The sequence below is a fragment of the Comamonas kerstersii genome, from assembly GCF_002056725.1.
Classification (GTDB): Bacteria; Pseudomonadota; Gammaproteobacteria; order Burkholderiales; family Burkholderiaceae_C; genus Comamonas; species Comamonas kerstersii.
Map to the genome: position 1 here is coordinate 523,725 of NZ_CP020121.1, position 25,856 is coordinate 549,580.

A 25,856-nucleotide genomic window follows, 5' to 3' on the forward strand; every position below is an offset into this window, starting at 1 on the left:
AGGCCCGGCAGAAGATTTAGTCACCAAACATTTTCTGTTTGAGCTCACGACGCTGCTGTGCTTCCAGCGACAACGTGGCCGTGGGGCGAGCCAGCAGACGGGGCACGCCGATGGGCTCGCCCGTCTCATCGCAGTAACCATATTCGCCCGCATCAATACGCGCAATAGCCTGCTCGATTTTTTTCAGCAGCTTGCGCTCGCGGTCGCGCGTACGCAGCTCCAGCGCATGCTCTTCTTCGATGGTCGCGCGGTCTGCTGGATCAGGCACCACCACAGTGTCTTCACGCAGATTTTCAGCAGTTTCACCCGCGTTCTGGTGCATGTCCTGCTTGAGCTTGGACAGCTTGGCGCGGAAATACGCCAGCTGTACATCGTTCATGTACTCGTCATCAGGCATGGCCACGATTTCAGCGTCAGTCAGCGCTTCCACAGGCTTGGTTTTCCAGTTGTTGGCGAGCTTGGGATCACGTTGGATCACAGAGGAAGTAGTCGTTGGCATGGTTTTGTCAGAAACGGCTGAGGTTGCGTGAGTAGCAGCAACAGAAGCCTTGATGGATTCATTGGGAACCGAGCGGGATTTGGCTCCCGCCGTGGTTTTGGCAGCAGTAGCGCTGGACTTGGCAGCAGTCTTCTTGGCTGCAACCTTGACCTTCTGCTCTGTGGCATTGGCAGCTGCTTTGGTCGTCGCTTTTTTCTTACTGGTTTCTACTGCTGTCACTTCCTGTCTCCTCACAGTACTAGCATGGCCTGGGCAGCCCTGCCCCGATGGAACAGGAGCGCCCGACGCCTGTCAGGGCCGCGATTGTATCGACCAGATACCTTCACGCCCCTGTAGTTGCACATAACGCACAGTCTTATCTGGATAAATCCCTGGCTGAGGAATGTAAGCCCTCAGGCCAGGCACTGCTCCAGACCTTGGCGGAATATATCTTGTGGCAGATCAATGCCAATAAAGACCATCTTGCTCTGGCGTTGCTCGTCGGGGGCCCATTCTGGGCCCAAATCACTGCCCATCAACTGGTGGACCCCCTGAAAAATCACCTTGCGGTTGGTACCCTTCATGTCGAGCACGCCTTTATAGCGCAGCATCTTGGGGCCATAGATATTGACGATGGCACCCAGAAAGTCCTCCAGCTTGGCAGGATCGAAAGCACGATCGGCACGATACACAAAGCTCTTCACATCATCGTCGTGGTGATGGTGGTGAGGATGGCTGCAGTGTTCGCCATGTTCGTGATCGTGGCCGCAGTCATGACCATGGTGATGCTCGTGGTCGTGGTCATGCGTGCAGTGGCCATGCTCATGGTCACAATGGCTGTGATCGTGCTCGTCTTCCTTGAGGAAGTCAGGGTCGATGTCCAGCTTGGCGTTCAGGTTGAAGCCGCGCAGGTCAAACACTTCATTCAGCGCCACTTCGCCAAAATGCACCGCCTTGATAGGTGCACGTGGGTTCATGTGCTTGAGGCGATGAATCAGCGCATCTTTTTCAGCTTCAGTCACCAGATCGGTCTTGGACAGGAAGATCTGGTCAGCAAAGCCAACCTGGCGGCGCGCTTCCTGGCGGTCATCCAGCTGCTGGTTGGCATGCTTGGCATCCACCAGCGTCAGGATGGAATCGATCATGTAGGTCTCAGCGATCTCATCGTCCATGAAGAAAGTCTGAGCCACAGGACCAGGATCAGCCAGACCCGTGGTTTCAATCACGATGCGGTCGAACTCCACCAGCCCTTTACGGCGCTTGGCAGCCAGCAGCTGCAGAGCTTCGCGCAGGTCTTCGCGGATGGTGCAGCAGATGCAGCCATTGCTCATCTGCAGGATTTGTTCTTTGGATTCGGTCTTGAGAATGTCGGTATCAATATTTTCTTCACCGAACTCGTTTTCGATCACGGCAATCTTCATGCCGTGCGACTCGCTGAGCACGCGCTTGAGCAGCGTGGTCTTGCCCGAGCCCAGGAAGCCGGTAAGGATGCTGACGGGAATGAGTGCCATGGAAATACAACCTTGTCGCAGTATGCAAACCACCCAATAGGCAGCTTGCCAATTAGTCAAAAAACACAACGCGAGCCGCTGTCAGGGCGGCGTTGAAGGCAGCAAGTGTAGCCATCCCACCAAGCATATGGCTTTTACCGGAGATGCTCGAAGCTGCCTGAGCAGCTAAACATGGTGTCATTCGTGGGCTTCGCAAGTGCTGCAGCCCTCAAGATTTTTTCTGTGCCCTGGGGTGTGCCTGGGCATAGGCCTGCGCCAGATGCTGGAAATCCAGCCGGGTATAGATCTGGGTGGTCGTGATGTTGGCGTGCCCCAGCAGCTCCTGCACCGCGCGCAGATCGCCACTGGACTGCAGCACATGGCTGGCAAAGGAGTGCCGCAGCACGTGGGGATGCACCGCCTGCGTCAGCCCGGCCTGCTGGCTGCGCTGGCGCAGACTTTTCCAGATCGCTTGCGGTGTCATACGTGCACCGCGCACACCGACAAACAAGGCTGCTTCCTGCCAGTGCGGTGAAAAACGACTGGCACGCAGATCCAGCCAGCGTTGCAAGGCAGCCTTGGCAGCAGTCCCCACAGGTACGCTGCGGCGCTTGCCGCCCTTACCGGTGACATGCACCAGCCTCGCCTGCAGATCCAGCCAGCCCAGGCCAGCACCTGCTTCAACGTCCAGATTCGCCAGCTCACTGACACGCAGGCCGCTGCTGTAGAGCAGCTCTGTCATGGCTGCATCGCGCGCTTCTTCCCAGGGATCGGCTTGAGGATCGGAAAAAGAGGCGAGCTGCACCGCGGCATCCACCCCCAGCGCCTTGGGCAGGGGTTTAGAGGTTTTCGGGGCACGAATCCCTTCTACCGGGTTACGCGCCACCAGCCCTTGCCAGGCAGCCCATCTGAAAAAACCCCGCCAGCACGACAGCCACAGCGCAATGCTGCGTCCATGTCGGCCTTTGGCATGCAGTGCCGCCACAAAACGGCGAATATGATTTGACTGCAGCGCCAGCACCTCATGCCCAGCCTGCTGGGCCATGGTCTGCAGCTGTTGCAGCCCTTCCGTATAAATGGCGACAGTGCGTGCTGCCAGCCTACGCTCACTGCTTACATGCTGCACATAGCGCTGCAGTTCTGGAGCAAGCTCGGCAGCCGCTGGCATGGTGGCGCGATCAGTTGCCAGATGCTGTTACACGCAAACGGCCCAGCGCGGCGCTGGCCTGTTCCGCAATGCGCGAGAGGAATTCCGTGCCCATGGTGGCATCGAAACGCAGCGGATCCGGTGAACCCAGCACCAGCAAACCAAAGGCCGGGGTCTGGCTGTCGTTGCTGCCTTCGCGCAGTGTCAGCAAGGCAATGGACTGCACTTCGCTGGGGTTAGGCAGCCAGGCTGTGGGTTCAAAGCCTAGGTTAGGACCACAGAACGGCATGGTCAGCGATGTGGCAAAGGATTTCGCATCATCACTCACGCCCATGGTGAAGAGCGAACCCACATAAGGGCCAGCCACATCCCAGACGCGTATCCCTACCTGGGGCACATCAAACTCCTGCTGGATGCCCTCTGCAATGGCATGGGGCAGATTGCGGGGATCGCTGACCTGTGCCAGCGCACAGCTCCAGCGGTGCACCTTGTGTGCAATCGATGCGTTCTCGCTGCTGTTGCGCACCATTTCCATGATGCGCTGCTCCAGCCCCTTGATCTTGTCACGCAGCATTTCAGCCTGGCGCTCCTGCAGGCTGACGGCACGGCTACCATGACCACTGCTCAGCTGCACACGGGTGAGCATTTCCGCATGGCGCTCAAAAAATTCGGGATGCTGCAGCAGGTATTCAGCGATGCGCTCTTCATTGATAGCGGAGTTGTCGATGCTGTTCATATCTCGTCAGGTATCTCAATCTGGCCTTCGAACACGGTGGTAGCCGGACCCGTCATCATGACAGCATCTTGGGCCCCACCTGACCATTCAATGGTCAACCGTCCACCGCGCGTGTGTACGTCCACGCAGTGCTCCAGTTTCCCCAAGAGGATACCGGCAACCACGGCAGCACAGGCTCCTGTCCCGCACGCCAGGGTTTCACCGGCTCCACGCTCATACACACGCAGTCGAATCTCCGAAGCAGATAGCTGCTGTGCAAAACCCGCATTCACGCGCTGCGGAAAACGCGGATGCAACTCTACCAGCGGGCCCAGCTCTGCAACAGGCGCCGTGTCCACGTTCTCTACCCATTGCACGGCATGGGGATTGCCCATGGAAACCGCCACGACCTCCACCTGCGCAACGCAAGCAGATGCAGGTAACGCCAGAGGCCAGACCTGGGCATGGGACTGCTGGCGTGCCGTCAGGCCGCTGACATCAAAAGGCACTTGGGCTGCATCCAGCACAGGCCTGCCCATATTCACGGTCACGCGGCCATCATCCGTCAGCCGTGGAGCAATCACTCCGGCCTTGGTCTGCACACGGATTTCGGTCTTGCTGGTCAAGCCTTTGTCATACACGTAGCGCGCAAAGCAGCGTGCCCCATTGCCGCACTGCTCGACTTCACCGCCATCGGCGTTATGGATCACATATTCAAAATCCAGGCCATCGGCTGGCGCAGGGCGCACCGTCAGAATCTGGTCGGCACCTACGCCAAAGTGGCGATCGGCCAGAAAACGGTAGTGCGCTGGCGTCAGGCCCAGCCGGCCTTGTGTTTCATCGAGCACGACAAAGTCATTGCCCGCGCCCTGCATTTTGGTGAAGCGAATGTGCATGGTGCAGTGAGATCCATGCGTGGCCATGGCCACGCGAAAGTGATAGATATGTCAGCCTGCTGCTTGCACCTGTTCAGCGGGAACATGCGGCAGGGACAGGTGCGAATTATCTGCCTGTCAGCACTGTGCACCATGAAAAAGACCGGCTGCAGCCGGTCAGTCTCAGCATGGCAGTCTGTGATTACTGCGCAATCTTGCTGAACTTCAGCCCCTGCACCGAAGCGCCAGCTTCCAGCCCCACGTTGTTGAGCACATAGGCACTGACTGGGGCCATGGCCGTTTCCGTGTCGATACGGCCATTCACCCCTGCACGGCCCACAGCCACATTCACCCCGGCACCAAAGGAGACGCCATCGCTGTCCACAAAGTTCTGGTAGGCGTCGCGCGTGGTGAACACATAAATCACGGACTTGGACAAGCCACCAGCCTGCCAGCCCACCGATGCGCCCATCAGCCGATACACACCGTGCGTAGCGCCACCAGAGCGCAGCACGCACTGACCATATTCAGCACCCACGACAAAGCTGCCACCAATCACCGCCGGGCAGATCAAGACCCCGGTGGACTTGGCCACCAGCTGCTGCGTATCTGGCATGGCCTTGTACAGGCGGTTGAGCGCTGCGGTCGATTGCACCTCCAGCTCCGCCCGCGTGCTGGGTGCTCCACCCTGGCCCTGCGTTGTTCCCGTGGTGGAGCAGCCCACCATACCCAGCACAGCCACCAGGCTGGCGGCCCATACTTTTGCTTGCAAAGACTGTTTCATTCACACCCCTTTTTGACATACGTGTGCAGTGCACACCCATGATTGAAAGCATACGCAATGCCTGCTGGCTCAGGTGACGGAAAGCGCCACATTCCTGCTTTTCAGCCACAAGTAGCGAACTTGGACTACACAGGCTGCACCCTGATCTGCATCGTTCATGCTGCACGTTAAACAGCAATATGCGCTGGAGCAGCCTTTACCCTGCCACCACCCTTTCATTGACGCGCGAAACTGCGTAAGCTGAACGCCCATGAGCTTCTGGAAATATTTCTACCATCCGCAGGCAGCCATGGTGTTACTGAGAGTCACACTGGCGATACTGATGTTGTTCCACGGCTGGGCCAAGGTCCGCTATGGCATCGGGCATATTGAAGCCATGGTGACGCAGACCGGGCTGCCAGGTTTTCTGGCCTATGCGGTATTTCTGGGCGAGGTGGTAGCCCCACTGTTTCTGCTCGTAGGGCTGTACGTAGTGCCTGCGGCACTGGTCATCGCCATCAATATGGTCGTAGCACTGATTCTGGTGCACAGCCAGCAGTTTCTGCTTCTCAACAAATCGGGGGGCTGGATGCTGGAGCTGCAGGCGTTTTTTCTGGTGACCGCGCTGGTGGTTGCCATGGGACACAGCAAAAGCAAATAAACGCTTTGCACCTGAAAAGCACAAGGGGCCTGACGGCCCCTTTGCATTTGCTGCTGCGTGAAGCAAGCAGTTAAAAGCGCTCCCAGGGCATGAGGTAACGCCACTGCCCTTCGGTCAGCCCAGCCATGGAGATGCGGCCTACGCGCAGGCGCTTGAGCCCGACCAGCTTCAGCCCCACGCCCCGGCACATGGCATCGATTTCATGCGGGGCAATCCCCTTGAGCGCAAAACGCAGGCGTTGCTCGCTTTGCCAGCTGACCTTGATGCGTGGCAGCTGCTTGCCTTCTATCGCAGTGCCATTGCACAGGCACTCCAGGCCGCCGTCCACGATCTTGCCCTGCACTTCGGCAATGCACTCCTGCTCCAGAAAACGAGCCTCCTCCTGCAGCTTGCGTATCACGCGCCTGTCCTGAGAGTAAATCGTCAGTCCACTGGCAGGCAGCGGCAAAGCTTCCAGGCACTCCAGATGCTGAAAATGCTTGTTCAGCACGCGGATGGGAGCTGGCGTATTGCCCTGGTTCCAGTGGTCAACCGTCAGCAAGTCCTGCGCACTCTGCTCTGCACCGCGCGGGGTCAATGCAGCGTAATGGGCAGGCTTGTGCAGCAAGATGGTGACAGGCGGCACCTCCTGCGGCTTGGCCCCGGCCTCCAACGTGATGGTTTGCTCTGGCAGCACGCGCGCACCCGGGTGTTCGACGGTGATACCGTCCACCTGCACGGCCCCGTTTTCAATATAAAGCGCTGCTTCGCGGCGCGAGCATTGCAGTTGCTCGGCCAGTCGCTTGGACAGCCGAACGGCGTTGTCCTTGTGGGATTCAGTCTGTGACATGCAATAAGCTTAGGGCACGAATCCGATCCACGTGCGCCATCAGGCTTCTTTCTGCCAGCTTCCACAGATGCTGGGGCGTGTCGGCATAAGCCAGTGCCACCCAGTCCTGCGGCGTTCCATCAGGTTTTTGCTGCATGGCAGCGAGCACCTTGGCCTCACGCGCCAGGCGGTGGGCCTTGAGCTGGGCAATCACCTGCTGCGCCTGACCCAGCACATAGCCATGGGCAGGCAGCAAGAACTCCACGCCCTGCTGTGCACACAGCGCCGCCAGCTTGTCCAGGCTGGCAATGTAGTCGCGCATATTGCCATCCGGCAGATCGATGATGGTGGTGCTGCCATTGAGGATGTGGTCACCGCTGAACAGCAGCGCATCCTCTTCCAGCAGCAGGCACAGGTGATTGGCCGCATGGCCCGGCGTGAAGACAGCACGCAGGGTATGCACAATGTTTTTGCCATCCAGCGCTTGTCCCACAAGCCTAAGCTGCTCACCATCTTGCAGCACCACATCGGGCACAAACTGGCTGTCTGCACGGGAAGTGGCCGCCGATGGCATGCCGTAAATCTGCGGCCGCCAGCCCCGCGTCTCGCACAGCGACTGCAGCAAAAATGCGCCGGGCGAGTGATCCGGATGGGAATGGGTGCAGACAATGTGGCGAATATCCCCCCCAGCCGCATCCAGCAGGCGCTGCACATGCGCGCGGTCTGCCGGTCCAGGGTCGATAGCGATATAGCCCGTAGCCTGCTCCCCCACCAGATAGCTGTTGGTGCCAGGGCCAGTCATCACATTGGCGTTCGGTGCCGTCAGGCGCAGCAGGTTTTTGCGCAGCGGCACGGCACGCTCGTTTTGCCAGGCAATGTCGTGCAGCACCTGGCCATCAGGGCAGACCATGGCCGCTTCACCATAGGCCAGATCGCTTTCAATCAGCGCCCGCTCCTTGCCCTGGTCCAGCACAAAGCGTGGTGCATGGCTCCACAGCAAACCATGGGCTGCGGCCTGCTGGATCGCCTGCACGCTGTCATAGCGTGACAGGTATTTGAGCGTATACACCGTGGGCAGCATCATGGGCATCTGCTTGCTGCGGTGCTTGTCGAGTGCGGCCTTGGGCTCTATCCAGACAGCTTCAAACTGCTCGCTGTTGTCAGGCACGGGCGTCTGCCCCTCTGGCATGCGTGCCACAAAAAAGGGCACGGCAAAGCGCTTGGGCAGATGGGCCGGAGCCGTGAAGTGCCCGACCTGCCACAGCGCTGCTGCATCCAGCCGCAACCCGGTCTGCTGCAGCTGGGGCCACAGCGGTGCATGGCGGTCCAGCGCATCCACCTCTGCCTGCGCGGCAGGCGCACCATCGGCACGCAAGGCCAGCAGCACGCCCATCTCTTCCAGAGTTTCGCGCAGGGCCGCCACGGTGGCCGTGGGGGTCGCGGCCTCCATCTCCGGGCGGAACTGCACCACCTCTGCAGGGATCTGCCCATCCTGCGCTTCAATGCAGCCACCAGGAAAGACGTACATGCCAGGGCCAAAGCTGGCGGCGCTGGAGCGCCGTGTCATCAGGACCTCCCAGCCACCTTCGGGGCGGTCACGCAGCAGCAGCAAGGTGGAGGCAGCCAGCGGCTCGCTGGGCACCCGCTGGGGATAGAGCAATTGTTCAGGACGCAGCATGCTGCACATTATTGAGCAAGCATGCTGTCAGAGCTGTCACCTGCAAAGCCGTTGCACGCGCCAGAAACAGCAGCGCCCCGGAGGTCCGGGGCGCTGGTATGGGTGTTTGATAAGTGTGAAGTCCGCCGATAAGCCGGATTCTGTGCACAGCGGTTACCCGCTGCGTGACTGCCATTACTCTGGGCCAGTGGTCGCCCAACTGGCTCGATGCTACCTACCCGCACACTCCGGGGGCCCCGTCAACGTGTGCCTACTTGGTATTGCTGCGCGTAGAGATTGCCCGTTTCACCCTTGGTGGTTTACCTTGCGGTACGCCCCCAAGACTACGTCTCTGTTGCTCTGATCCTCACCTCACGGTGGACAGCTGTTAGCTGCTACGCTGCCCTATGCAGTCCGGACGTTCCTCCAGTGCCGTGTTTCCACGCTTGCACCAGCGGCAGTCTGGCGAACTTCACGGCGGCCATTATCCCTCAGGAATCTGTGCACCCTCAGGACATGGCGGAAAGAATCCGTATGTCGTAGATGATGAGGCCCATGATGGTCAGTGAGCCCAGCAGCATCATTCCCGGACCCCATACGTATTCGCGCAGTGAAAAACCTACCAGCAGCAAGAGGCAGGCAACCGTCATCACGGCCATGTTGATGTGCAGTAAAGGCAACGCTTGGACTCCCTTTGTCAGTCTGTGTGACACGGTAACGGAGGCCGTACCGGATAGCAAGCAGTCTGCACGCACAAGCTGATACGGAACATATGGCAAGCAGCTATATGCATATCGCCCGGTGTGTGAACAATTGCGCCACAATGTTCTGATCTAACGTGCATGCACCCAAGGAGCCGCAATGAAGTTCGACAACGTTTTACAGACGATTGGCAACACGCCCATCATCCGCATGAACCGCATCTTCGGCAGCAATGCCAATGTGTGGATCAAGTCTGAGCGCGGCAACCCCGGTGGCTCCATCAAGGACCGCATTGCACTGGCCATGGTGGAAGCGGCAGAAAAATCCGGCGCACTCAAACCCGGCGGCATCATCATTGAGCCCACCAGCGGCAATACCGGCGTGGGTCTGGCCTTGGTCGCAGCAGTCAAGGGCTACAAGCTGATTCTGGTCATGCCAGAGAGCATGTCCATCGAGCGCCGCCGCCTGATGCTGGCCTATGGCGCTACGTTTGATCTGACCCCCAAGGAAAAAGGCATGAAGGGCGCCATCGCCCGCGCGCAGGAACTGGCGGCACAGACTCCCGGCGCATGGATTCCCCAACAGTTTGAAAACCCTGCCAACGTAGACATCCACGAAGCCACCACGGCCCAGGAAATCCTGGCGGACTTCCCCGATGGGCTGGACGTGCTGATCACCGGCGTAGGCACGGGCGGCCACCTGTCTGGCGTGGCCAAGGTACTCAAGGCCAAGTTCCCGAATCTGAAAGTGTTTGCCGTGGAGCCTGCGGCTTCGCCCGTGATCTCTGGCGGCAGCCCTGCGCCCCACCCTATTCAGGGCATTGGTGCGGGCTTTATTCCCAAGAACCTTGACGTGGCGCTGCTGGACGGTGTCATCCAGGTCGAAGGTGAGCCTGCCCGTGAATACGCCCGCCGCGCGGCTGCGCAGGAAGGCCTGCTGGTCGGTATTTCGTCGGGGGCAACGCTGGCTGCGATTGCGCAAAAGCTGCCTGAGCTGCCCGCTGGCGCCAAGGTGCTGGGCTTTGCCTATGACACGGGCGAGCGCTATCTGTCCGTCGAGGGCTTTTTGCCGACTGGCGCATAAGACACGCTGTCTTTGCCCCATCAGCCGCCGCACGCCATGCCGGCGGCTTTTTTATAGCTGCCAGTGCTTGCAAATAAAGGATTTCAGATAGTTTTCTATCTGAAATTCAATAAATACAAGCGCTGGCAGCTATTGTTTTCAGAAAACGAATCCCTGCACCCTCACAGGTCAAGGCTCTTGCCTACCATTGCCCGAACAAGGAGAAACACAGCTTGCTCGGATTTTTTGAAAAACGCATTCCCCCCTATCCCGCGGACGAGCCCCAGCTGCCGCCCACGGGCTTTGTCGCCTTTCTGTGGTCCTGCACGCGCGGCATGCGCGGCTGGATTGTGCTGATGACCATCACCAGCGCCCTGCTGGCCATCTATGAAGCCTTTCTGTTTGGCGTGATGAGCCGCGTGGTGGACTGGCTGTCTACCACGCCGATGGCAGAGTTCTGGCAGGTGCAGCGCGGCAGTCTGCTCGGCATTGCAGCCATCTTGCTGGGCTCCATCGTGCTGCTGGCCCTGCACACCATGGTCATGCACCAGGTGCTGGCGATCAACTTTCCCATGCGCATGCGCTGGGTGTTCCACCGGCTGATGCTGGGCCAGAGCATGTCGTTCTACGCAGACGAGTTTGCCGGACGCATCACCACCAAGATCATGCAGACCGCGCTGGCTGTGCGTGAGGTGATCTTCATCGTGGTCGATGTGCTGGTCGGCGTGGGCGTGTACTTCATCAGCATCTTGCTGCTGGCTGGCAGTTTTGATGCCTACCTGCTGCTGCCCTTTGGCATCTGGCTGCTCTGCTATGCCCTGGCCTGCTGGTACTTTGTGCCGCGTCTGGGCAAGATTGGCCAGGAGCAGGCCGATGCGCGATCCATGATGACGGGCCGTGTGACCGATGCCTACACCAACATCGCCACCGTCAAGCTGTTTGCCCATACCCGCCGCGAGGCCGAGTACGCACGCAGCGCCATGGAAGACTTCAAGAAAACCGGCTACGCGCAGATGCGTCTGGTCAGCCTGTTCGAGCTGAGCAACCACACCATGATCACGCTCCTGATTCTGAGCAGTGGCGGCATGGCGCTGTGGCTGTGGAGCACGGGCCAGACCGGCGCAGGCGTGGTCGCGGCCGTGATTGCCATGGCGCTGCGCATTGCGGGCTACTCCCACTGGGTGATGTGGCAGATGACGGGCCTGTTTGAAAACATTGGCACCATCCATGACGGCATTACCACCTTGTCCAAGCCCCGCACCATTGTGGATGCACCCAACGCTCCTGCGCTGCAGGTCAAGCAGGGCGAAATTCGTTTTGAGCACGTGAGCTTTGGCTACAAGGACGGCGCCAAGAAAATCATCGACGGGCTGGACCTGCACATTCGCCCCGGCGAGCGCATTGGCCTGATTGGCCGCTCGGGTGCAGGCAAGTCCACGCTGGTGAACCTGCTGCTGCGCTTTCACGAGCCACAGGCGGGCCGCATCACCATTGACGGCCAGGACATCAGCCAGGTCACGCAGGACAGCCTGCGCGGCGCAATTGGCATGGTGACGCAGGACACCTCGCTGCTGCACCGCTCCATGCGTGAAAACATTCTGTATGGCCGCCCCGATGCCACCGAGGAGCAAATGCGCGCCGCCGCCGAGCGTGCCAAGGCGGCCGAGTTCATTGACACGCTGACCGACCGCCATGGCCGCAGCGGCTATGACGCACAAGTGGGCGAGCGCGGCGTGAAACTCTCAGGCGGCCAGCGCCAGCGCGTGGCGATTGCGCGCGTGATGCTCAAGGACGCGCCCATCTTGCTGCTGGACGAGGCCACCAGCGCGCTGGACAGCGAGGTGGAAGCCGCGATCCAGCAAAGCCTGGACGACCTCATGGAAGGCAAGACCGTGATTGCGATTGCCCACCGCCTCTCCACCATTGCCGCCATGGACCGCCTCATCGTCATGGACAAGGGCCATATCGTGGAGCAGGGCACGCACCAGGAGCTGTTGCAGCTGGGCGGCATCTACGCACGCCTGTGGGCCCACCAGAGTGGGGGTTTCCTGAATGAGCCCACGGAAGGGCAGCTGTAACTGCTTGCTCTAAAACAAGCTGCCATGCAGGCACCGTTCATGTGATGAGCGGTGCCTGCTTGGAGACAGGGTCTACCTAGCATGTCAGCGTTTTTGACCTGAAAAAACGCAGCATGAAGGAGGCTCCATGCAGGTTACGGCTTCGCGATCTGACGCCATCACACAGCGCCGCACATCGCCCAGAATTCAGACACCACCTCCACCCCCTCCGGTGTTTGAACCCGCACAGCGCAGCATCGCCGTGCGCGATGAGGCATTTGTCTTCCCTGAGCACGAACTGCTCATGTCCACCACGGACCGCACGGGCCGTATCACCCACTGCAACGCTGCCTTCTGCCACGTCAGCGGCTACAACAGCATGGATGAGCTCATGGGCCAGCCGCACAACATGGTGCGCCACCCCGACATGCCTGCCGAAGCCTTCAAGGACATGTGGGCCACCATCGGCCATGGCCGCACCTGGACCGGGCTGGTCAAGAACCTGCGCAAGGACAGGCGCTACTACTGGGTGCGAGCCTATGTCACCCCCATCATGGAAGGCGGCAAGCCGCGCGGCCATATGTCGGTGCGTGTCAAGCCTACGGACGGCGAAGTGCGCGCTGCCACTGCGCTGTACGCCAGATTCCGCCAGGGCACGCAGGGCTGGCAGATAGGCCTGCAAGCCATGCTGCTGGCGGCGCTGACGGGCCTGGTGCTGTACCGCCAGCATCTGCGCATTACCCAGCCTTTTGAGGCCGCCGTGTCGCTGTGCAGCGATATTGCAGGCTGCAAGCTCGATGGTGCGCTGCCCGCCTACCAGGGGCGACACCCCATGGGCTTTCTGCTGGAGCGGCTCAAGCAGGTGCAGACCAACTTGCGCGCTGTGGTGGGGGATGCCCGGCATGAGATTGACGGCTTTTCCAGCCTGGCCGGCCAGATCGAGCAAAGCGCACGCCATATGCAGCAGGCCAGCCAGACCATCCAGCAGGTGGTGGCCTCGGTCACCGACGTCAGCCAGCTGCTGCAGGACGTGACCACGGCAGCGGACGCGCAAAGCCAGGGCATTGCCCAGGTCAACGATGCGCTCCATGACCTGGACACCGTCACCCAGGACAATGCACAGTTGGCAGAGGTCTCTGCCCAGTCGGCCCACCACATGGATGCCCACGCAGGCATTCTGCGCCGCACGCTGGACATCTGCAGGCTCTGAAAGCGCTACTACTTTTCATAGCTGCCAGCGCTTGTATTGCAAGGATTTCAGATGCTTTTCAATTTGAATCCAAGCACTATCAAGCGCTGGAAGCTCTTATTTTTCAAGCACCGCCGCACAGCCACTGCGGCATTGATAGCATCCACATGCTGTCTGCTTTGTCTTTTCTCCTTGCTACCGCATGCGCATTCTTCACACCTCTGACTGGCACCTGGGCCAGAACTTCATGAACCACAGCCGCGAGCGCGAGCACGCGCTGCTGATTGACTGGCTGCTGGAACAGGTACAGCAGCACGCGGTGGACGCCGTGCTGATTGCGGGTGACATTTTCGACACCGGCACCCCGCCCAGCTACGCCCGTGCGCTGTACTACCGCCTGATTGCCGAACTGCACCGCCAGAACGTGGCGCTGCTGCTGCTGGGCGGCAACCATGACTCCGTCAGCGTGCTCAGCGAAAGCCTGCCGCTGATGCACCACCTGAACACCACAGTGATTGCGGCCACGGGCAAGGCAGCCCAGCATGTCATCACCCTGCCCCTGCGCGGCAGCGCGCAACCCGGCTGCATTGTCTGCGCCCTGCCCTTTATCCGCCCCCGCGATGTGCTGACCAGCCAGGCCGGGCAAAGCGCCGAAGACAAGCAGCGCAGCCTGCAGACTGCCATTGCCGACACCTATGCCCGCGTCTTTGCCGCCGCACAGGCCCAGCAGACCGCACTGCAGCAGGCCCATGGCGTGCAAGTGCCCATTGTTGCCACCGGGCACCTGACCACCGTGGGTGCCAGCAGCAATGAATCCGTGCGCGAAATTTATGTGGGTGCACTAGAAGCGTTCCCGACCAGCGCCTTCCCCCCCGCTGATTACATTGCGCTCGGCCATATCCACAAGCCACAAAAAGTCGGTGGGCTGGAACACATTCGCTACTGCGGCTCACCCATTGCACTGGGCTTCGACGAAGCCAGACAGACCAAGGAAGTGCTGCTGGTGGATCTCCACGCACAAGGCCTGCACAGCGTCACGCCCCTGCCCACGCCGGTGGTTCAGGTACTGGCCTCGGTCTCCGGCAATCTGACCAGCTTGCCCGCTGCCCTCAAGGAAATCGCTGCCCGTGAAGGCGTTAGCACCGAGCACCCCGCCTGGGTGGAAGTGACGGTGCAGGAAGACGACTACCTGCCCGATCTGGCTGCACGCATTGCCAGCATGACGGAGGACTTACCCGTGGAAGTGCTGCGCACCAAGCGCCAGCGCGGCACAGCCACCGCCCAGCTGTTGGGCGAGCCCAGCGAATCGCTGCAGGAACTCACGCCGCAGGACGTGTTTGCACGCAGGCTGGCGCAGGAAAGCCTGGCGCCCGAGCTGCAGACCGCGCTGCAGCAGCGCTATGAGCACGTGCTGCGCAGCATCACTACTGGAGAGGCCGCATGAAAATCCTGAGCCTGCGCCTGAAAAACCTCAACGCCCTCAAAGGCGAATTTGCCATTGACTTCAGCCAGCCGCCCTTTGCCGACAACAGCCTGTTTGCCATCACCGGGCCGACGGGGGCTGGCAAGTCCACCCTGCTCGATGCCATCTGCCTGGCCCTGTACCACCAGACCCCGCGCCTGAGCAGCATTGGTGGCAGCAACAACGATTTGATGACGCGCCACACGGCCGACTGCATGGCCGAGGTGACTTTTTCCGTCAAAGGCCAGACCTACCGTGCCTTCTGGAGCCAGCGCCGTGCGCGTGACAAGGCCCATGGCGCACTGCAGCCACCCAAGGTAGAGCTGGCACACATTGACCCAGCCACGGGTGAAGGAGCAATTCTCACCACCCACAGCAATGACAAGCTCAAGCGCATCGTCGGCCTCACGGGCCTGGACTTTGGACGATTCACCAAGTCCATGCTGCTGGCGCAAGGCGGTTTTGCGGCTTTTCTGAACGCCAACGCCAACGAGCGTGCCGAGCTGCTCGAAGAGCTGACCGGCACCGAGGTCTACGGCCAGATCTCTCAAGCTGTGTTTGAGCGTGCCCGCGAAGCACGCCAGCAGCTGGAAAAGCAGCAAGCCCTGCTGCAAGGCATGCAGCCGCTGGACGCCACCACACGCGAAGCGCTGCAAACCCAGTCCGACACCCTGCGCAGCACATTGCAGCAATTACAGGAACAGCTGCGCCAACTGCACACCATTGCGCAATGGCAAGCACAGACCACCAGCACGGCTGAGGAAGTCACGCGTGCGGAGCAAGCCCATGCCGCAGCCCAGCAAGCCTTGTACAACGCCAGCGCCGAGTTGCAGCGTCTGCAGGCCCATGCCCCCGCCCAGGCCATTGCGCCACGCCATGCCCACTGCCAGCGCCTGCACCAGCAGCACACACAGGCCAGCGCCGAGCGCCAGCAACTGCAGCGCAGCCTGCAGCAGACACAGCAGGCGCTGGAGCTGCTGCACCTGCAGGCCCGTACGCTGAGTACCCATGCGCTGCAGCAGGTTGAGCAAGCACTCGCGCAAACCCAGCAACAGCAATCCGAATGGCAAGACTGGCTGCAGCAACATGCCCCCTATGCACAGCTGGGCGAAGCGCTGAGCGGCTGGCGCTCCAAGCTGGAGCAACTGCAGCAAGACCAAGGCAAGCTGGCAGCCCACAACCGCCATATCGCTGAGCTCAAGCACGCTGCTGAACGCCTGCAACAACAGCGCGGCCAGCAGCAGACAGCCTGCACACAGGCCGCGCAAGCCGTGCAGACCGCACAGCAGCAGCACGCACGGGCTACAAAGGCGTTGCAGCAGCAACTGGGTGCGGAAAGCAGCCTGCAAGCCCTGCGCCAGCGCTGGCAGATCACACTGGAAACGGCACAGCACAGGCAGCAGCTGCGCGACCATGCCGCGCAGCGCAGTGCCATGGAAGTGCAACGCCAGCAGCATGCGCTGGCCCTGCAGGACATTGCGCAGCGCATCGTGCAACTGGAAGCGCAGCGCCACCAGCTACGTACGCAATACAAGGCCCTGCAGGAAAAAGTGCAGGACAAGCAGACCCTGCTGCTACAGGAGCAACGCATCCAGAGTCTGGAGCAGTACCGCCATGCGCTGCAGCCCGGCGAAGCCTGCCCGCTGTGCGGCTCTCAGGAACACCCGGCCATTGCGCGCTATGCGGCGCTGGATGTCTCCGCCACACAGCAGGCCCTGCAGCAGGCAGAAGCCGAGCGCGATGCCGTACAGCGCCAGGGTGAAACGGTCAGCGCCGAGCTGGCCGCCGTCCACGCCCAGCAGACAGAGCGGAACACCCAGCTGCAAGCCGCTGAGCAGCAGCTGGCGCAATGGCAGCAGCGCTGGGAAGTTTTGACGGCCAGCACCGCCGCCGCCGAAACCTCGGCGCAGGCGCTGGAAGCACAGTACCGGCAAGCCCAGCAAGCCACCGAACAGCTGCACCAACAGCTGCAAGCTGCCGATGCCGCCGAGCAGCAGCTGCAGCAAACCCAGCAAGCCCTGCAGCAGGCCGAGCAGCAGCACAAGGACTGCGCCCACACCCTCGCGCTGACCGAGCAGCAACTGCACGAGCGCGTACAGCAACTGCAACAGGCCCAGACCGAGTTACAGACGCTGCAGCAGGACATGCAGGCACTGCAACAAGCCCTGTCAGACAGTCTCAAGGCACAGGGTTATGCCTTGCCCGAGGCCGCCGACATGCAGAACTGGCTGCAGGCCCGCCAGCAGGAGTGGCACAGCTGGCAGCAGCGCCAGCAACAACTCCAGGCACTGGCGCGCACGCTGGACAGCCTGCACCACCAGCACACACAGGCTGCGTCCACCGCCGAGCACTGGCAGCAGCAATGTGCAGCGCTGGGCCTTGCGCCCGATGCCCTGTCTGGACGCAATGCCCAACTGCCAGCGGATCTGGAAAGCTGCGTGCAACAACTGGAACACTGCCGCCAGCAACAGCACAGCCAGCAAGGCCAACTGCGCCAGGCGGAAGCGACCCTGCATCAACTGCAGCAAGACCTGCAGGCTGCGCAAGCCGACTGGCAGCAGGCCCTGCAGGCCAGCCCTTTCGCCACAGAGCAGGACTTCCTTGCCGCACTGCTGCCTGAAGCCGAGCTGCTACGTCTGCAGCGCCTGCACGAGCAGCTGCATGGCGAAGTGCAGCGCAGCCATGCGCTGTGGAACGCGGCCCAGCAGCGTCTGGCTGAACTGCAGCAACAGGCATTGAGCGAAGAAGCACCGGATGCCATTCAGGCACACATGGCCGATGTGCAGAACCAGCGCGATCAACACAACACACAGCTGGGCGCTAACCTGGCACGCCTTGAAGCGGACGCCCAGCTGCGCGAGCAACAGCAGGCCTTGCTGCAAGCCATCGAACGTGCGCAGCAGGACTGCGACGTCTGGCAACGGCTGGATGCCCTGATTGGCTCTGCCAAGGGCGACAAATTCCGCAGGTTTGCGCAGGGGCTGACGCTGGACCACCTGCTGCACCTGGCCAACCGGCATCTGCAGCGCCTGCATGGCCGCTACAGCCTGCGCCGCAAAACCACGGGCGAGCTGGAACTGGACATTGTGGATGGCTGGCAGGGCGATGTGGCACGCGACACGCGCACACTCTCAGGCGGTGAATCCTTCCTCGTGAGTCTGGCACTGGCGCTGGCCCTGTCGGATCTGGTCAGCCACAAGGTGTCTATTGATTCGCTCTTCCTCGACGAAGGTTTTGGCACACTGGATGGCGATACGCTGGAGACGGCCCTCAGCGCCCTCGATGCCCTGAACGCCAGCGGCAAGATGATTGGCATCATCAGCCACGTGGAAGCCCTCAAGGAGCGCATTCCCGTGCAAATCCGCGTGAGCAAGGCAGGCGGCGTAGGCTATTCCACCCTGACGTATTAACCCAGCTATGCGCGCTGTGCGCGCAGCCAGTCCACCAGCGCATCTGGCTGGCGCTGCAAATGCACGGTGGCATGCTGCAGCTGCGCCACCTGCTGCTGCAGGCTTTGCACATACTGGCGCAGCAGCTTGGGCATTTTGTGCGGCGCATGGCGCAGCTGCGGGTTCAGGCCCAGCATCTGGGCCAGCTCGGCCTGTGCATCCCGTGTGGCCTGCTGCAGCTGCTGCAATTGCTCCTGCAGCACCAGGCTGTAGCGCTGCAAATGGGCGTCCTGCAACTGCGCCATGCGCTTAGCATCCAGCAGCTCGACCTCCCATTGCAGCTCCAGCAGGGCCAACAAATCATCGGCCTCGTAGGCCTGATTCACACGCTGCATCAGCGCGGTTTTGCGTGCGCGGGCTTTCGGGTCTTGCTCCCGGTCCGGGTGCAGGCTGCTGGCCAGCTTGCGGTAGACCGCCTTGACCGAAGGCTTGGCCTCCTGCTGCGCAGCCTGCGCCTTGCGCTGGGCCTGCTGGCGCTGGCGTTGCTGCTGATGCGCGGCCCGTGCGCGCTGCGCCTGTCGCTGTGCAGCCTGGGTCTGCGCCTCCACATAGGCGGCCACGGCATCTGCATCGTTCCAGTCGATCTCAGGCGCGGCGTTGTGCGCAACCGTCTGCGCTGCCACTTCTTCGGCTGGCTCAGGTTCTGCCTGCTGCGCAGGTGCATAGCGGGCATGCAGCTCGGCCAGTGTCGCGCCAACTACCCCGCTGGCCTGCTGCGCCCCGTCTTCGCTCAGCTGCACAATCATGTGCTGCAGGGTCTGGCGATCGAGCTTGCTCATGGCCTGGCCCGAGCAGCTGTCCAGCCACTGCGCCAGTGCCGCCTGTGCCTGCCACAGCTGCTGCATCAGCGGGCGCACCTGCTGCGCATAGCGCGTGTGCACTTCCTGCGTGGCGTCCTGCCAAGCCTGCCACTGGGTGCGGGCAGCATCGAGCTGCTCCAGTAAGCGGTTGAATGCCTGCTGCGCCGCACTCAGGGGTACATCAGGCTGTGCAGGGCGAATCAATAACTGGGTGGGAAAAACGGGCAGACGGGCGGTATCCATAGGCGCTAATTGTCTGTGAAGCGCACATTCAGAGCCTGCGACAAGGCCAAACACTTGGCGCTACGATGCGCATCTCTTGCTTGATAGGTACAAGCCCATGATTCGTATTGCAGAACTCAAAGTCCCTCTCTCGGCCGTTTCATACCACCCCGAGAACCACACCGAATACCATCCCGAAGCCCAGCTGCGTGCCCAGGCCGCAGCACGGCTGGGGATTGCACCTGAGGCCATCGCCCAACTCACCGTGCACAAGCGCAGCTTTGATGCGCGCAACAAGGCCGAACTGCTGGCCGTCTACATCATCGACATCACACTGGCAGACCCCGCACAGGAAGCCGCGCTGCTGGCCCAGTTTGCCGAGCACCCCCATGTGAACCCCACGCCCGATATGACGTGGAAGCCTGTGGGCCATGCCCCCGCAGACCTCAAGCACCGCCCCGTGGTCGTAGGCTTTGGCCCCTGCGGCATGTTTGCTGCGCTGGTGCTGGCGCAGATGGGCTTCAAGCCCATCGTGCTGGAACGCGGCAAGACCGTGCGCGAGCGCACCAAGGACACCTGGCGTCTGTGGCGCAAGCGCGAGCTGACGCCTGAGTCCAACGTGCAGTTTGGCGAAGGCGGCGCAGGTACCTTCTCTGACGGCAAGCTCTACAGCCAGATCAAGGACCCACGCCATCTGGGCCGCAAAGTGCTGACCGAGTTCGTCACCTATGGCGCACCGCCCGAGATCATGTATGCCGCCCACCCCCACATCGGCACCTTCAAACTGGTGAAGCTGGTGGAAGGCATTCGCGAAGAAATCCGCCGTCTGGGCGGCGAAATCCGCTTTGAAGAGCGCGTGACCGACATCACCATCGAAGGTGAAGGCGATGACCGCCACGTCACGGCACTACAAGTTTTGAAGCAGGCCACGGGCGAAAGTTATACGCTGGAAACCGATCATGTGGTGATGGCGCTGGGCCACAGCTCACGCGACACCTTTACCATGTTCTATGAGCGCGGTGTCTACATGGAGGCCAAGCCTTTCTCCGTGGGCTTTCGTATCGAGCACCCCCAGAGCGTGATTGACAAGGCACGCTGGGGCAAGAATGCAGGCCACCCCCTGCTGGGCGCGGCCGACTACAAGCTGGTGCACCACGCCAAGAATGGCCGTGCGGTCTATAGCTTCTGTATGTGCCCCGGCGGCACCGTGGTCGCGGCCACCAGCGAGCCTGAGCGCGTGGTCACCAATGGCATGAGCCAGTATTCGCGCGCCGAGCGCAACGCCAATGCGGGCATGGTCTGCGCGATTGAGCCCTCGGACTACCCACAGGATGCAGAATCTTTTGCCTGGGCCTTTGACGGCAAGACCTTTGGCGTAGAGCACCAGCCTGCAGGCCAGTACCACCCCCTGTCAGGCATCGTGTTCCAGCGCCAACTCGAATCCAAGGCCTATGTGCTGGGCGGGCGCAACTACAACGCGCCGGGCCAGCTGGTGGGCGACTTTATCAAGGGCAAGCCTTCGCAAGACGTAGGTGGCGTGCCACCTTCCTACAAGCCCGGCATTACCTGGGGCGACCTGCACCAGGCACTGCCCACGTTTGCGATCGAAGCCATGCGCGAAGCCCTGCCTGCCTTTGGCAAGAAGATTCGCGGCTACGACATGCACGATGCCGTGCTCACGGGCGTGGAAACGCGTACCTCATCGCCTGTGAAGATTGCGCGTGATGCCAACTTCCAGAGCGTGAATACGCGCGGCCTGTACCCCGCCGGGGAAGGTGCCAGCTACGCAGGCGGCATTCTGTCGGCCGGTGTGGATGGCATCAAGGTGGGTGAAGCCGTAGCCGCTGCCATTCTGGGCGTGGACGTGCCTTCGTCTGGCGTGCGCAACTCCGGCGCTTACTAAGAAGGACAGCACGATGCGTTACCCCCGTCCCAACACTGCACAACTGGGCGTGGCCGTGCTGGCCATGGGCCTGGTCGTGCTGTCGTCCAACATCCTGGTGCAGTACGCCATCAATGACTGGCTGACCTGGGGTGCCATCACCTATCCGTTTGCCTTTCTGGTCACAGAACTGGTCAACCGCGCCTTTGGCCCAGCGCAGGCGCGACGTGTGGCCTGGGTAGGCTTTGCCGTGGCCGTAGCCGCCTCTGCCGTGCTGGCACCACCACGCATTGCTGCAGCATCTGGCCTGGCCTTTTTGCTGTCGCAGATGCTGGATATTTCCGTGTTCAACAAACTGCGCCACAGCCGCTGGTGGCGCGCGCCGCTGGCAGCCACGGCACTGGCGGCCGTGCTGGACACCACGGTGTTCTGGAGCGTGGCCTTTGCCGGAGAAGACCTGCCCTGGATCACCTGGGCACTGGGTGATCTGGGCGTCAAACTGCTGATGGCTGTGTGCCTGCTGCTGCCATTTCGCCTGCTCATTGGTCGGCACGCACAGACCAACGCCCCGGTCTAAGGCACAGCGCCCCGGGCTTGCAAGCCATTTGCAAGCCTGATGGGCGAAAAACTCTCCATCATTGCACCTACGGTCTCGCCCGCTTGCAGCGCATGAGCCGACCATAACTACGACCGGAGACATACGTTGACTGCCACCTCTTCGCAACGCCTGCGCATTGCCTTGCTCGGCTGCGGCCTCATGGGCCTGCCCATGGCACGCCGACTGCTGGCTGCAGGCCATGAACTGCACATCTGGAACCGCACCCGCTCCAAGGCGGAGCCACTGGCTGTGGAAGGCGCCCATGTGCACGACAGCCCTCGCCTGGCCTGCCTCCATGCCGACTACGTCATCAGCATGCTGGAAAACGGCAAGATCGTCGGTGAAGTGCTGTTTGGCATGGGTCCGGATGCTGCCATCCAGGGCATGCGCGCAGGCGTGCTGGTGATTGACATGGCCTCCATCCAGCCCCGCGAAGCCCGCGACCATGCCGCGCGCCTGTCCGAGCGCGGTATCCGCCATCTGGACGCACCGGTTTCCGGCGGCACTGTGGGTGCAGAAGCCGGCACGCTGGTCATCATGGCTGGTGGCAAACCCGAAGACTTTGAGGCGGCCCTGCCCGTGTTTGCACCGCTGGGCCGTGCCACGCATGTAGGCCCACATGGCGCAGGGCAGCTGGCCAAACTGGCCAACCAGATGATTGTGGGCATCACCATCGGCGCCGTGGCGGAAGCCCTGCTGCTGTGCGCCAAAGGCGGTGCAGACCCTGCCAAGGTGCGCGAAGCCATTACCGGCGGCTTTGCCGACAGCCGCATCCTGCAGCTGCACGGCCAGCGCATGGTGGAGCGCGACTTTGCTGCACGCGGCAAGATGACAGTGCAGCTCAAGGACATGCGCAACGCCATGGCCACTGCCCAGGAAATCGGTTTTGATGCGCCGATTACCGCCCTGTTTGAGCAGCTGTACGCCGATGGCGTGGAGCACGGTCTGGGTGATCTGGACCACAGCGGGCTGTTTGTGGAATTAGCCAGCCGCAATGCCATGCAGTAAGGCCGCTACTTTTTCAAAAATTGCAAGTGTTTTCCCGCAGGGATAAAAAAATTGGTGCATAATTGCGGCTTCGCTTGATACGAAGCGCAACGAAGTGGGCTCTTAGCTCAGTTGGTAGAGCAGCGGACTCTTAATCCGTTGGTCGAAGGTTCGAATCCTTCAGGGCCCACCACTTCTTGTCTTCCTGTCCAGTCGGGCTCTTAGCTCAGTTGGTAGAGCAGCGGACTCTTAATCCGTTGGTCGAAGGTTCGAATCCTTCAGGGCCCACCAAAATTTCTCTTCATTGCCACAGCGCATTGAATCCTTTCTGGTTACAGAAGGGCTCTTAGCTCAGTTGGTAGAGCAGCGGACTCTTAATCCGTTGGTCGAAGGTTCGAATCCTTCAGGGCCCACCAAATCAAAGCCTGTCTTGGAAACAAGACAGGCTTTTTTGCTGTTGCCTTCTGCACAAACCATAGCTGCTTGCGCCGGCAGCAAGCCACTTTCAGATAGGAAGCATTCTGAAACTGGCTTTTCACCAGCGCCAGACGCTTCTCTTTTTAAAACAACAGACACAAAAAAACCGGCACGCAACCGGTTTTTTCTTGCAAAAAGCTTTGCAGCTTAGCGGTCGTGCTGGAAGCTCTTGCGACGGTCGTCACGACCACCGAAAGACTTGCCTTCACGGCGACCACCGCCAAAACCACCGCGATCACGGTCACCGCCACGGTCTTCAAAGCGGGGACGATCACCGCCAAAGCTGCGAGGCTCGCGCTGAGGACGGTCACCGCCAAAGTTGCCACGCTCGCGCTCGCCACCAAAACGGGGACGATCGCCACCGAAGCCACCGCGCTCAGGACGGTCACCGAATGCGGGCTTGCGATCTGCAAAACCACCTTCGCGACGCTGACCGCCGAAGCCACCGCGATCACCGCCACGGTCTTCAAAGCGAGGACGGTCACCACCGAAGCCACCACGGTCACGATCACCACCAAATCGAGGACGATCACCGCCGAAGCCACCTTCACGACGACCACCGCCAAAACCGCCACGGTCACCAAAGCCCTGCTTGCGACCATAGCCTTCGCCATCGCGACGGCCACCGAAGCCACCACGACCGCCGCCACCGCCACGGCGACCATCACGCTCGCCAGCGGCTGGGAAGCGCTGCTGAGGCTCCATGCCAGGAATGGCTTCAGCTTTGAACTGCTGGCGTGTATAGCCTTCAATGTCAAACACACGGCGGCGGTCGCGGAATTCCGCAAATGTCACAGCCACACCTTCACGACCGGCACGACCGGTACGGCCGATGCGGTGGGTGTAGTCTTCTGCCTTCATAGGCAGGCCATAGTTGAACACGTGGGTGATGGTGGGCACGTCAATACCTCGCGCAGCAACGTCAGTTGCCACCAGCACCTGAATCTGGCCATTGCGCAGCGCCATCAGACGGCGGTTACGCAAACCTTGGCTCAAAGCGCCGTGCAAAGCAGCAGCCGAGAAGCCAGCCTCTTGCAGGTCAGTTGCCAGACCATCACACTCCACTTGCGTAGAGGCAAACACGATGGCTTGGTTGATGGACTCATCACGCAGCCAGTGGTCCAGCAGCTTGCGCTTGTGCTGAGCGTTGTCCGCCCAGAACAGTACTTGCTTAATGTTGGTGTGCTTTTCTTGCGCCGTAGAGATGGTCACCTTCTTGACGTTGGAACCACCGTCGTGCATCACACGCATGGCCAGTTGCTGCACGCGTGGTGCAAACGTGGCCGAGAACATCATGGTCTGCTTGCGCTGCGCAGTCATCTGGTTCACTTCTGCCAGATCATCGGCAAAGCCCAGATCCAGCATGCGGTCCGCTTCGTCCACCACCAGAAACTGCACCTTGTCCAGCTTGATCTGCATGGAGCGCTGCAGATCCAGCAGGCGGCCTGGCGTAGCCACGACCAGGTTGGCATTCTGCAGCTTGGCAATCTGTACCTGATAAGGCATGCCACCCACCACGTTGGCAATGCGCAGGCCACGGCAGTGCTTGACCAGCTCGATGGCGTCATGCGCCACCTGCTGTGCCAGCTCACGTGTGGGGCACAGGATCAGGGCGCCGGGCACGGCAGCCTTGAAATTGCGAGGATTAGTGGGGTCCTTGCGCTTGTTGCGCTTGGGAGCAGGTTCGCCGCGAGCAGCAGCTTCTGCCACCAGACGGTCGTATTCCGCCTTGGCTTCTGCTTCTTCTTCTGCCTTTTGCTGAATCAGGGTGTTGAGCACGGGCAGCAGGAAAGCTGCGGTCTTGCCCGAACCTGTCTGGCTGGAGACCATCAGGTCGATATAGCCGTCCGCATCAGCACCTTCGCCCATGGCCAGAGGAATGGCCTGTGCCTGTACGGGGGTAGGCTGGGTGTAGCCCATGTCGGTGACAGCGCGGACCAGCTCAGGAGCCAGACCCAGTGCTTCAAAAGGATTGGGGCCTGCGGGCACTTCTTCTGCGGCGGCAGCGGTATCTTCCGCATCCATTTCAGCCAGCATGGTGTCCAAAGTTGCGTCCAAAGACACGTCTGCAGCGGCCTGCTGGCCCTGCTCATTCAAAAAGTCGTTCATGTATTTCTCACACGGAAAGCTGCACGACACACAACGGCGGTGCTGCTTTCATGACGGTTAGGGAAGGAACATCAACCGTCAAACAATGCGCTCCACTGCATGGTGGAGACCGTGGGCTGTCGTATCTGGCAGCGCTGGCCGCTTGTGCAAGCGGCCCGGCGTGCGGGTGTCGGTGCCCGGTGAGTGATGGGAGATGTGCGTTATTGCCTGTGTAATGCAGCTGCTCGCGCAGCAAGGCAAGAGGTGGATTATCACACGACCTCGGT

Annotated in this window: 19 protein-coding genes, 3 tRNA genes, 1 other RNA gene and 1 pseudogene; 12 read left to right on the forward strand and 12 right to left on the reverse strand. The window is 61.0% G+C overall.

Features of this window, described 5'->3' with window-relative positions; translation table 11 throughout:
* Nucleotides 1-16: 16 nt before the first annotated feature.
* The 6 genes from dksA to B5M06_RS02450 all read right to left on the reverse strand — a co-directional run bounded on the left by dksA (nt 17) and on the right by B5M06_RS02450 (nt 5,477).
* Nucleotides 17-718: an RNA polymerase-binding protein DksA gene (dksA, locus tag B5M06_RS02425; RefSeq protein ID WP_077345159.1), complete on the reverse strand. Its 702-nt coding sequence runs from the start codon at nt 716-718 to the stop codon at nt 17-19.
* A 173-nt stretch (nt 719-891) separates the two neighbouring features.
* A complete protein-coding gene (locus B5M06_RS02430; protein WP_054067506.1) occupies nt 892-1,989 on the reverse strand; it encodes a CobW family GTP-binding protein in 1,098 nt (365 codons plus the stop codon).
* Between the two features lie 208 nt (nt 1,990-2,197).
* Complete coding sequence (locus tag B5M06_RS02435) at nt 2,198-3,136, reverse strand: tyrosine recombinase XerC (protein WP_054067507.1); 939 nt, start codon at nt 3,134-3,136, stop codon at nt 2,198-2,200.
* 10 nt (nt 3,137-3,146) lie between these two features.
* On the reverse strand, nt 3,147-3,851 hold the full coding sequence (locus B5M06_RS02440; RefSeq protein ID WP_054067508.1) for a DUF484 family protein: 705 nt from the start codon (nt 3,849-3,851) through the stop codon (nt 3,147-3,149).
* Nucleotides 3,848-4,726, reverse strand: a complete 879-nt coding sequence (gene dapF, locus B5M06_RS02445) for a diaminopimelate epimerase (protein ID WP_054067509.1) — start codon at nt 4,724-4,726, stop codon at nt 3,848-3,850. Before dapF ends, B5M06_RS02440 begins: the two co-directional genes overlap by 4 nt.
* Before the next feature lie 181 nt (nt 4,727-4,907).
* On the reverse strand, nt 4,908-5,477 hold the full coding sequence (locus B5M06_RS02450) for a lipid-binding SYLF domain-containing protein (protein WP_240183981.1): 570 nt from the start codon (nt 5,475-5,477) through the stop codon (nt 4,908-4,910).
* A gap of 262 nt (nt 5,478-5,739) precedes the next feature.
* On the opposite strand from B5M06_RS02450, the gene B5M06_RS02455 reads away from it, so the two are divergent.
* Complete coding sequence (locus B5M06_RS02455; RefSeq protein WP_054067511.1) at nt 5,740-6,129, forward strand: DoxX family protein; 390 nt, start codon at nt 5,740-5,742, stop codon at nt 6,127-6,129.
* A 70-nt stretch (nt 6,130-6,199) separates the two neighbouring features.
* On the opposite strand, the gene B5M06_RS02460 is transcribed toward B5M06_RS02455, so the two are convergent.
* The 4 genes from B5M06_RS02460 to B5M06_RS16940 all read right to left on the reverse strand — a co-directional run bounded on the left by B5M06_RS02460 (nt 6,200) and on the right by B5M06_RS16940 (nt 9,274).
* On the reverse strand, nt 6,200-6,958 hold the full coding sequence (locus tag B5M06_RS02460; protein WP_054067512.1) for a S4 domain-containing protein: 759 nt from the start codon (nt 6,956-6,958) through the stop codon (nt 6,200-6,202).
* Nucleotides 6,945-8,615, reverse strand: coding sequence for an MBL fold metallo-hydrolase (locus tag B5M06_RS02465; RefSeq protein WP_054067561.1), 1,671 nt, complete (start codon nt 8,613-8,615; stop codon nt 6,945-6,947). The genes B5M06_RS02460 and B5M06_RS02465 overlap by 14 nt, the downstream gene beginning before the upstream one ends.
* A 113-nt stretch (nt 8,616-8,728) precedes the next feature.
* An RNA gene (gene rnpB, locus B5M06_RS02470) (RNase P RNA component class A) lies at nt 8,729-9,068 on the reverse strand.
* A 35-nt stretch (nt 9,069-9,103) separates the two neighbouring features.
* On the reverse strand, nt 9,104-9,274 hold the full coding sequence (locus tag B5M06_RS16940; protein WP_162777462.1) for a hypothetical protein: 171 nt from the start codon (nt 9,272-9,274) through the stop codon (nt 9,104-9,106).
* A 181-nt stretch (nt 9,275-9,455) separates the two neighbouring features.
* Between B5M06_RS16940 and cysK the strand changes: the two genes are divergently transcribed.
* From cysK to B5M06_RS02495, 5 genes and pseudogenes are all read left to right on the forward strand, one after another.
* Nucleotides 9,456-10,379, forward strand: a complete 924-nt coding sequence (gene cysK / locus B5M06_RS02475; protein WP_054067514.1) for a cysteine synthase A — start codon at nt 9,456-9,458, stop codon at nt 10,377-10,379.
* Nucleotides 10,380-10,591: 212 nt separating this feature from the next.
* On the forward strand, nt 10,592-12,436 hold the full coding sequence (locus B5M06_RS02480; protein WP_054067515.1) for an ABC transporter ATP-binding protein: 1,845 nt from the start codon (nt 10,592-10,594) through the stop codon (nt 12,434-12,436).
* A 283-nt stretch (nt 12,437-12,719) separates the two neighbouring features.
* Nucleotides 12,720-13,064 (forward strand): annotated as a pseudogene (locus tag B5M06_RS17755) (PAS domain-containing protein); the annotation flags it as partial.
* A 742-nt stretch (nt 13,065-13,806) separates the two neighbouring features.
* Nucleotides 13,807-15,048: an exonuclease subunit SbcD gene (sbcD, locus tag B5M06_RS02490; RefSeq protein WP_054067517.1), complete on the forward strand. Its 1,242-nt coding sequence runs from the start codon at nt 13,807-13,809 to the stop codon at nt 15,046-15,048.
* On the forward strand, nt 15,045-18,476 hold the full coding sequence (locus tag B5M06_RS02495) for an AAA family ATPase (RefSeq protein WP_054067518.1): 3,432 nt from the start codon (nt 15,045-15,047) through the stop codon (nt 18,474-18,476). Before sbcD ends, B5M06_RS02495 begins: the two co-directional genes overlap by 4 nt.
* A 5-nt stretch (nt 18,477-18,481) precedes the next feature.
* Here the strand turns inward: B5M06_RS02495 and B5M06_RS02500 are convergent, their stop codons facing one another.
* The gene (locus B5M06_RS02500) at nt 18,482-19,558 is read right to left on the reverse strand and encodes a J domain-containing protein (RefSeq protein WP_080025148.1); all 1,077 of its coding nucleotides are present in this window, start codon (nt 19,556-19,558) and stop codon (nt 18,482-18,484) included.
* A 97-nt stretch (nt 19,559-19,655) separates the two neighbouring features.
* Between B5M06_RS02500 and B5M06_RS02505 the strand changes: the two genes are divergently transcribed.
* The 6 genes from B5M06_RS02505 (at nt 19,656) to B5M06_RS02530 (ending at nt 23,420) form a co-directional block, all read left to right on the forward strand.
* Entirely contained in the window at nt 19,656-21,440 is a 1,785-nt protein-coding gene (locus B5M06_RS02505) for an NAD(P)/FAD-dependent oxidoreductase (RefSeq protein ID WP_054067520.1), read from the forward strand.
* Nucleotides 21,441-21,453: 13 nt separating this feature from the next.
* Nucleotides 21,454-21,996: a VUT family protein gene (locus tag B5M06_RS02510; protein WP_054067521.1), complete on the forward strand. Its 543-nt coding sequence runs from the start codon at nt 21,454-21,456 to the stop codon at nt 21,994-21,996.
* 126 nt (nt 21,997-22,122) lie between these two features.
* Entirely contained in the window at nt 22,123-23,025 is a 903-nt protein-coding gene (locus B5M06_RS02515; RefSeq protein WP_205245383.1) for an NAD(P)-dependent oxidoreductase, read from the forward strand.
* Between the two features lie 96 nt (nt 23,026-23,121).
* Nucleotides 23,122-23,197: transfer RNA gene (locus B5M06_RS02520), tRNA-Lys, on the forward strand.
* Nucleotides 23,198-23,219: 22 nt separating this feature from the next.
* Nucleotides 23,220-23,295: transfer RNA gene (locus tag B5M06_RS02525), tRNA-Lys, on the forward strand.
* A 49-nt stretch (nt 23,296-23,344) separates the two neighbouring features.
* Nucleotides 23,345-23,420 (forward strand) — tRNA-Lys (locus tag B5M06_RS02530).
* 208 nt (nt 23,421-23,628) lie between these two features.
* Here B5M06_RS02530 and B5M06_RS02535 read toward each other — a convergent pair.
* The gene (locus tag B5M06_RS02535) at nt 23,629-25,590 is read right to left on the reverse strand and encodes a DEAD/DEAH box helicase (RefSeq protein ID WP_054067522.1); all 1,962 of its coding nucleotides are present in this window, start codon (nt 25,588-25,590) and stop codon (nt 23,629-23,631) included.
* Nucleotides 25,591-25,856 lie beyond the last annotated feature (266 nt).

Excerpts from the sequence above, each read along its gene's own strand:
- B5M06_RS02440 (WP_054067508.1), bottom strand. The coding sequence starts at position 3,851 with ATGAACAGCATCGACAACTCCGCTATCAATGAAGAGCGCATCGCTGAA.
- B5M06_RS02495 (WP_054067518.1), top strand. The coding sequence starts at position 15,045 with ATGAAAATCCTGAGCCTGCGCCTGAAAAACCTCAACGCCCTCAAAGGC.
- B5M06_RS02460 (WP_054067512.1), bottom strand. The coding sequence starts at position 6,958 with ATGTCACAGACTGAATCCCACAAGGACAACGCCGTTCGGCTGTCCAAG.
- B5M06_RS02455 (WP_054067511.1), top strand. The coding sequence starts at position 5,740 with ATGAGCTTCTGGAAATATTTCTACCATCCGCAGGCAGCCATGGTGTTA.
- B5M06_RS02505 (WP_054067520.1), top strand. The coding sequence starts at position 19,656 with ATGATTCGTATTGCAGAACTCAAAGTCCCTCTCTCGGCCGTTTCATAC.
- B5M06_RS02535 (WP_054067522.1), bottom strand. The coding sequence starts at position 25,590 with ATGAACGACTTTTTGAATGAGCAGGGCCAGCAGGCCGCTGCAGACGTG.
- B5M06_RS02510 (WP_054067521.1), top strand. The coding sequence starts at position 21,454 with ATGCGTTACCCCCGTCCCAACACTGCACAACTGGGCGTGGCCGTGCTG.
- dapF (WP_054067509.1), bottom strand. The coding sequence starts at position 4,726 with ATGCACATTCGCTTCACCAAAATGCAGGGCGCGGGCAATGACTTTGTC.
- B5M06_RS02430 (WP_054067506.1), bottom strand. The coding sequence starts at position 1,989 with ATGGCACTCATTCCCGTCAGCATCCTTACCGGCTTCCTGGGCTCGGGC.
- B5M06_RS02435 (WP_054067507.1), bottom strand. The coding sequence starts at position 3,136 with ATGCCAGCGGCTGCCGAGCTTGCTCCAGAACTGCAGCGCTATGTGCAG.
- sbcD (WP_054067517.1), top strand. The coding sequence starts at position 13,807 with ATGCGCATTCTTCACACCTCTGACTGGCACCTGGGCCAGAACTTCATG.
- B5M06_RS02500 (WP_080025148.1), bottom strand. The coding sequence starts at position 19,558 with ATGGATACCGCCCGTCTGCCCGTTTTTCCCACCCAGTTATTGATTCGC.
- cysK (WP_054067514.1), top strand. The coding sequence starts at position 9,456 with ATGAAGTTCGACAACGTTTTACAGACGATTGGCAACACGCCCATCATC.
- B5M06_RS02465 (WP_054067561.1), bottom strand. The coding sequence starts at position 8,615 with ATGCTGCGTCCTGAACAATTGCTCTATCCCCAGCGGGTGCCCAGCGAG.